Here is a 5,803-nt window from a genome sequence, read left to right as displayed (position 1 = left end):
TCTCAGTAAGCTGGCCCTTCTTCATGGCGATGGTCCTGACCATCGCGGCGTACCGCTACCGCGACATCAAGACCCGGCGAGCGGCAAGTTCGAGCTCGACATGAACAACCAGCTCGTGATCACGCACACGACTTCGGACATCCATGCAGGCGACTTCGGAAACTGACAGTCAGCGCAAAGTCGACTTCTACCTTCGACTGCGGGCTCTGGATGTCTTCCCTGAGGACGCCCCGGCCACGATCCGGGCCTTCGGGCTTGCCGCCGGCCGACTGAGCATCGAAGAACTCGTGGATCACTATCCGATCCGGTGTCGCCCGGTTCGCGACCTGATCGTGGACTACCTGCGCGAACGGCAGCCGTCGTTGGACTACACCAGCCTGGACGCGGTCTCGCGGACCCTGGCCGGGCTGTTCTGGACCCGGTCGAAGCCCTCTCACCAGGCATCGGCTCCCTGCGGCTGCCACCAGCACTGGCCCGCGCCTGGAAGACAGACATCGCCACCAAGAAGCGCACCACGATCGGTTCGGACGGCACCGCCGTCGAGGTCGCCAGCCCCAGGCTGAACGCCAAGGACGAGCTCACCCGCGTCCGCGCCTTCTATCTGGACATCGCCCACCGGGCTGCGGAAGAGCCAGGCCGCTGGGCACGGTGGGTGGTGTCCTGCCCGATCAGCGACGAAGAGATCAGCAAGGCCAAGGACCGCAAGCACCGCAAGGCCCGGATGGACCAGCGCACCCGCGAACGGCTTCCCGTCCTGCCGATGCTGGCCGACACCGTCGACCGCAGGCGACGTGCCGCAGCCGAACTACTTGCCGCCGCCGAGCACACCGGCCCGGGGACCTGATCCCCGACACCGCCGGAGCCTTGCGCAGAGCCGTCACGACCAAGGCCGCCGGGCACATGACCTGGGCCGAGGGAGACCTCGACGGGGCGGCGGCGGAACCTCACATACGAGGAGACTGAAGCCTTCTGGGCCTTCGCCGCGATCGAGGTCCTACGCCTGACCGGCATCCGCAACGAGGAGCTCCTGGAGCTGACCCACCACAGCGTCACCGAATACCGGCTCCCGAGCACCGGCGAAGTCGTGCCCCTGTTGCAGGTCGCCCCATCCAAGACCGACAGCGAACGGCTCCTGCTGGTCAGCCCGGAACTGGCGGACGTCCTTTCCATCATCGTCCGCCGCCTGCGAGGAAGCAGCCGTGCGATCCCGCTGGTGACCTCCTACGATGTCCACGAGCGGGTCTGGAACCCGCCGATGCCGCTGCTGTTCCAGCGCGGTATCGGCACCGAACACCGCGCTTTCACCCCGACCGCGCTCCGCAAGCTTCTGATCAACGCGCCGGCCGCCACGGGCCTGACCAATGCCAGCGGAGAACCGCTCGTCTTCTCCCCGCACGACTTCCGACGGCACGCTCGCCGAGTGCGACCGGGTCGGCGACGGACGGGCCGACTACTCGCACAAGCATCGTCGGCACGGGGTGAACGTGCAGGTGGTCACCGATCCGGGCGGCCGGCTGCTGTGGCTGTCACCCGCGTTGCCGGGCCGGGCTCATGACCTGACCGCGGCCCGCACCCACGGGATCATCCGCATCTGCGAGCGCCAGGGCGTCCCCATCCTGGCCGACCTCGCCTACCAGGGCGGCGGGCCCTGGGTGACCACGGGCATCAAACGCAGACCCCTTCAGGAGCTCACCCTCACCGAAAAGACCGTCAACCGGGCCCTGGCCGCGGCACGGGCACCGGTCGAACGCGGCGTCGCACGCCTGAAGTCCTGGCGGATCTTCCGCAGATCCCGGTGCAGTCCGAACCGCATGACGTCAATCGCCAAAGCCATCCTCACCCTGGAGCGGCAACGCTGAAGAACCTCAGTTACTTTCAGACCATGGCCGAACCAGCGTGTCGTCCAGTCGCAGTGCCACTGCTCCTGTCATACAGCCAACGACGAGGTGCCTGCCGACGCCCAGTACGGTGAGCACTCCGTCGTCGATCCGAATCGTACCGAGATGCTCCAGTGAGACGAGGTCGACGAGATCAACTCGGTGTCTACTGACGCTTGTTGCGGACCCGTCGGTTTCACAGATCAGAGTGGATGGCTCAGTGCCGAACACGAGCACTTGTCGGCCCGCTATCTCCATCACATCCATGTTGGAGTGGGTAGAGAAGAGATGAGTACTCTTCCGCCGTACCAGCCGGCCCGTGGCGAGGTCCCAGATACTGAGGTCACCGAACGTGCGGGTGACCGCGACCGTCAGGTTGCGCAGGGTGGTGACGGTGACAGCCCGCACCTCGGAGTCGTGCAGCATCGGCTCGCCCATGGCCATGCCGGTGGCCGGGTCCCACATCTGCACACAGCCGCGTGTGGACTTGTCGCCGCTGAAGGTGCCGGCGGTCAACACCACGGGTCGCCCGGCCACCTGCGCGCAGGTGACGGCCCACAGCCAATCACCGGGATGCCTTGCGGTGGGGTGCGCCGGCGATCCGGACTCCAGATCAAGAAAGTGAACGTCACCGTTCAGCTCGGCGGCCACCACCAGCGGGTGGTCGCCGCCCACGAATCCTGCTCCTTTGAGCCAGAATGGGCCGTAGAATCGTTCGGTACGCCATGCGGCAACCGCAGCAGTGCGGGTCTTTTCGTGAGCTGAGCATATGGTGGCTGGCCCCAGGTGCCACAGCCGCACAGCGCCGTCATGTGCGCCCGTCACCAGATAGGTCTGGTCGCCGACCTGACCGCTCGCGATCGTGTAGATCAACACGCCCGGGTTGAAGGGATCAGGGGCCCCGTCGCCGTTTCCGTACGCCCAGGCGAGGTGCGCGAACCAGTCGTCCCCGAAGTCCTCCACGCCGCCGTAAGGCCGGCCGGACCCCAGTTCCGCGAGGAACTGGCCGTCGGTCAGGCGACGTGCGATAAGGCGCCCGCACCCGCTGAGTACCAGGGTCGGCTCCCCGTCTGACTCGACCATCGCAATCGCATGGACGTTGCCGTGGTAGCAGCCGTGTGCGTCGACGCGGTCGCCCCAGCCCAGGTGGGCCCACGATGTCGTCCACGGTCGGTGTGGGGCGATGCGGTCCACCTGCTCGGCGAGGTGGTCGAGGCCGAGGTGGCGTGCACCCTGTTCCAGCTCCGCGGCTCGCCGGAGCCGGTCGTCTCCCTGGTCGGGGACGAGGCGGAAAAACTGTGCTCGGCTACGGCTTTCCTCCGGTTCGGCGTGATCGGTCCACTCTTCGAGTGCCGTCGTCAGGACCCCGTGTTCGGCTGCAAGGACGAAGTCGGCGTCCTTGAGCAGAGGCTCCAGCTGTTGGGCGGCCGCGGCATGGAGGGCCAGATAGCGGCGTACGTAGGCTGGTGCGCTGTCCCAGTCCCGGCGCGCGCCGACGATCGGCGCCAGCTCGGTCAGGGCCTTGGTGATCTGGCGTTGGGCCACGTCTTCGCTCCTGCTCAGTCGCAGGGCTTCCACCAGCGCCTGGTGGTACAGGCGGTAAGAGGCGGTGCCGTCGTCGACGATCTGCTCGACGAGGAAGTCGGCCGCCGAGGCAAGCAACCAGTCCACGTCGGCCAATGTGTAACCGCCTGGGGCAAGGGTGCCTGCCAGTGTCACCCACACCACGTCCCGCGCCAGTCCCCTGCCATGAACGTACGCGAGCGGCATGAGGAGATCCCGCACCCGGACCCGATCCGGCCCGAGGCGGACCAAGTAGTCGTCGAAGGCGTCGGCGACCGTCCCTGGCAGGCGCAGCGAGTCGTCGATGTCCGGATCGAAGACGGTGTCGCTGTTTGTCAGTGTCCGACTGACAAGTTGCGCGATCAGGAAGGTCGGGAACGCGCGGTCGGCGACCGCGTCCGCCACCCGTTCGGCCAGTTCCGGTCGGTTCCGGTACGGGCTCCTCAAGTGCGGATCCTCCGTGGACAGCAGCCTTCGGCGCACGTAGTCGACCAGATCGTCACGGTGCAGCCATGGCTCGCTGTCGAGGTCGATGACCCGCGCGTCGTGGCCGCAGGCCCTCAACAGTGTTCTCTGGTGGCCGGGCCGCGTGCCGACCAGGATGCGTACCCCAGCTTGTTCGGCGTCACCGGCGACCCGCCGCAGGGCACGCGCGATGGCGTCCGGCTCGGCCGCCTCATCCAGCGCATCCACGACCACAGTCACGGGCGAGGGCTGGGATTGCAGGTGCTTGACGAGGAGGTCCAGCTGCCGGTCGGGCAACGTGGCAGCCAGTTCAGTCCCTGTCACCGCAGCGATGCGGGCCAGCACGTCAGTGAGTGACCGTCCGCGCGCCAGGATCGCCAGGCTCACACAGCCGATCTTCGGAACCGTACCGTCGGGTGCGTCATCCAGTGGGGTGAGCGTACGCGTCGTGGGGTGGGCCAGCGTGACGATCCGCGCCAGTACGGCGGACTTGCCCGACCCTGGGCCACCCGTGACGACGTGCACCTGCCCGTCGGGAGCCTCGGCATCCAGCCAGGCGACGAGTTGCCGCAGGGCGAACGTGCGGCCGGTGAAGCACCAGCCGGCCCGGCCCTGTTCCACGCCGCGCGCCCTGGGACTCCAGTGGGCTTCCAGCTCACCGTCATCGAATCGGACGCCGCAGCCTCCTGCGGTCGTCCTCGGCGCCTTCTCGGTCGGAGCCGCCATCCGCCGTCCGCCCCGGTTGTCCTGCCGGTAACGGTAAGCGGCGTCGTGCCAGGCGTACCAGGTCCGTTCCGTGCTGCGGTCGAATCCACCATCTGGCAGCAGCACCGACGACAGAAGTCTGCGCAGGGATCTCCAGTCCGGAACGTTCTCGCCGCGCTGCCACCGGCTCAGCTTCTGCTTCGACAACGCGAGTTCCTCTGGGGCTGCGTCGGCGATCTGGGCGAGCGAGAGCCTCCTGGCTTTTATCAGAGCCCTGAGCTTCCTCCCGAAGAACGCAGCTGGATCGTCTTGGGCCGTCCGGTGGTCGTCCGGTGCACCAGACGATCCCGCTACGCCGTCCCCACCGGCTGTGAGCTGCGAATCTACCCCGTTCCGCGGCGGTCGCGGATCGCGTGACGGGGCATGAGGCTGCGAAGGTGCCATGGCAGGCCAACCTATCCCGAGGGGGGTACCTCCATGACTCATCTCCTCACATTGCTGCATCACGCCGGGCCGGCCATCCAAGCGGCGGCCCTGCTCTACAGCGCGACCGTCGTCCTGAGCGCCCTGGTCGCGATGCTTGCGACCCGCTCGGCGCGCCGCCGGGCGGCTCGCGACGTCCTTGCTCTCCTGCTCCGGCACCCCGTGGAGGCCGGAAGGCTTCGAGCACGAGAAGCCGCACAGATGCGTCGCACGCCGCGGACGCGGGCGCAGACCGTGGATGCGAGGCCACCGGCGCCTTCCGGGCAGGACTACGAGCCGGAACCCGACGATGCCTGAGCCACGAGCGAGGCGTCGCACGACTGAAGTCCTGGCGGACCTTCCGCAGGGCCCGGTGCAGCCCGGATCGAATGTCGTCAATCTCCGCAGCTGTCCTCACCCTGGAGCGGCAACGCTGAAGAAGCTCAGTGATCCCACCGATTCCTCGCCCGCGTCCTCGAGTACAGCGCGAGCGCGGCTGGGAGATAGCGAACGGCCCCAGACGTTCGTAACCTGTCCTTCATGACAAGCCGTCATCAGGGCAGCTGGACGCATTACATGATGGAGTTGCCCGCCGGGCAATACGAGTCCCGAAACATTGTCCCCTCAGGAAAGGTGGCGATGACCTGTACGTGCGGCTGGAGAACGGATGCCCCGCACAGCGAGATCGATCGGATCAAGCGGGAGCACAAGAGCGAGCACAAAGACTAAGA

The 5,803-nt window shown here is 67.2% G+C and carries 3 protein-coding genes and 2 pseudogenes; 3 read left to right on the top strand and 2 right to left on the bottom strand.

Translation table 11 applies throughout. The annotated features are described in order from the left end of the window. Positions 1-307: 307 nt before the first annotated feature. Complete coding sequence (locus tag JK361_RS40270; RefSeq protein WP_201828150.1) at positions 308-844, top strand: hypothetical protein; 537 nt, start codon at positions 308-310, stop codon at positions 842-844. A 150-nt stretch (positions 845-994) separates the two neighbouring features. Here the strand turns inward: JK361_RS40270 and JK361_RS40265 are convergent, their stop codons facing one another. After that, positions 995-1,411, bottom strand: a complete 417-nt coding sequence (locus JK361_RS40265; protein ID WP_201828152.1) for a hypothetical protein — start codon at positions 1,409-1,411, stop codon at positions 995-997. On the opposite strand from JK361_RS40265, the pseudogene JK361_RS40260 reads away from it, so the two are divergent. Further along, positions 1,404-1,859, top strand: a pseudogene (locus JK361_RS40260) (transposase family protein); the annotation flags it as partial. The gene JK361_RS40265 and the pseudogene JK361_RS40260 sit on opposite strands and share 8 nt — an antisense overlap. 6 nt (positions 1,860-1,865) lie before the next feature. On the opposite strand, the gene JK361_RS40255 reads toward JK361_RS40260, so the two are convergent. Next, positions 1,866-4,817, bottom strand: a complete 2,952-nt coding sequence (locus tag JK361_RS40255) for a P-loop domain-containing protein (RefSeq protein WP_201828148.1) — start codon at positions 4,815-4,817, stop codon at positions 1,866-1,868. Positions 4,818-5,395: 578 nt separating this feature from the next. Between JK361_RS40255 and JK361_RS40250 the strand changes: the two are divergent. After that, positions 5,396-5,509 (top strand): annotated as a pseudogene (locus tag JK361_RS40250) (IS5/IS1182 family transposase); the annotation flags it as partial. Positions 5,510-5,803 lie beyond the last annotated feature (294 nt).

It is taken from the genome of Streptomyces musisoli (genome assembly GCF_016741855.1).
Taxonomy (GTDB): domain Bacteria; phylum Actinomycetota; class Actinomycetes; order Streptomycetales; family Streptomycetaceae; genus Streptomyces; species Streptomyces musisoli.
Note: the sequence above shows the minus strand (reverse complement) of the source record. Positions and strands in the feature narration are given on the sequence as shown.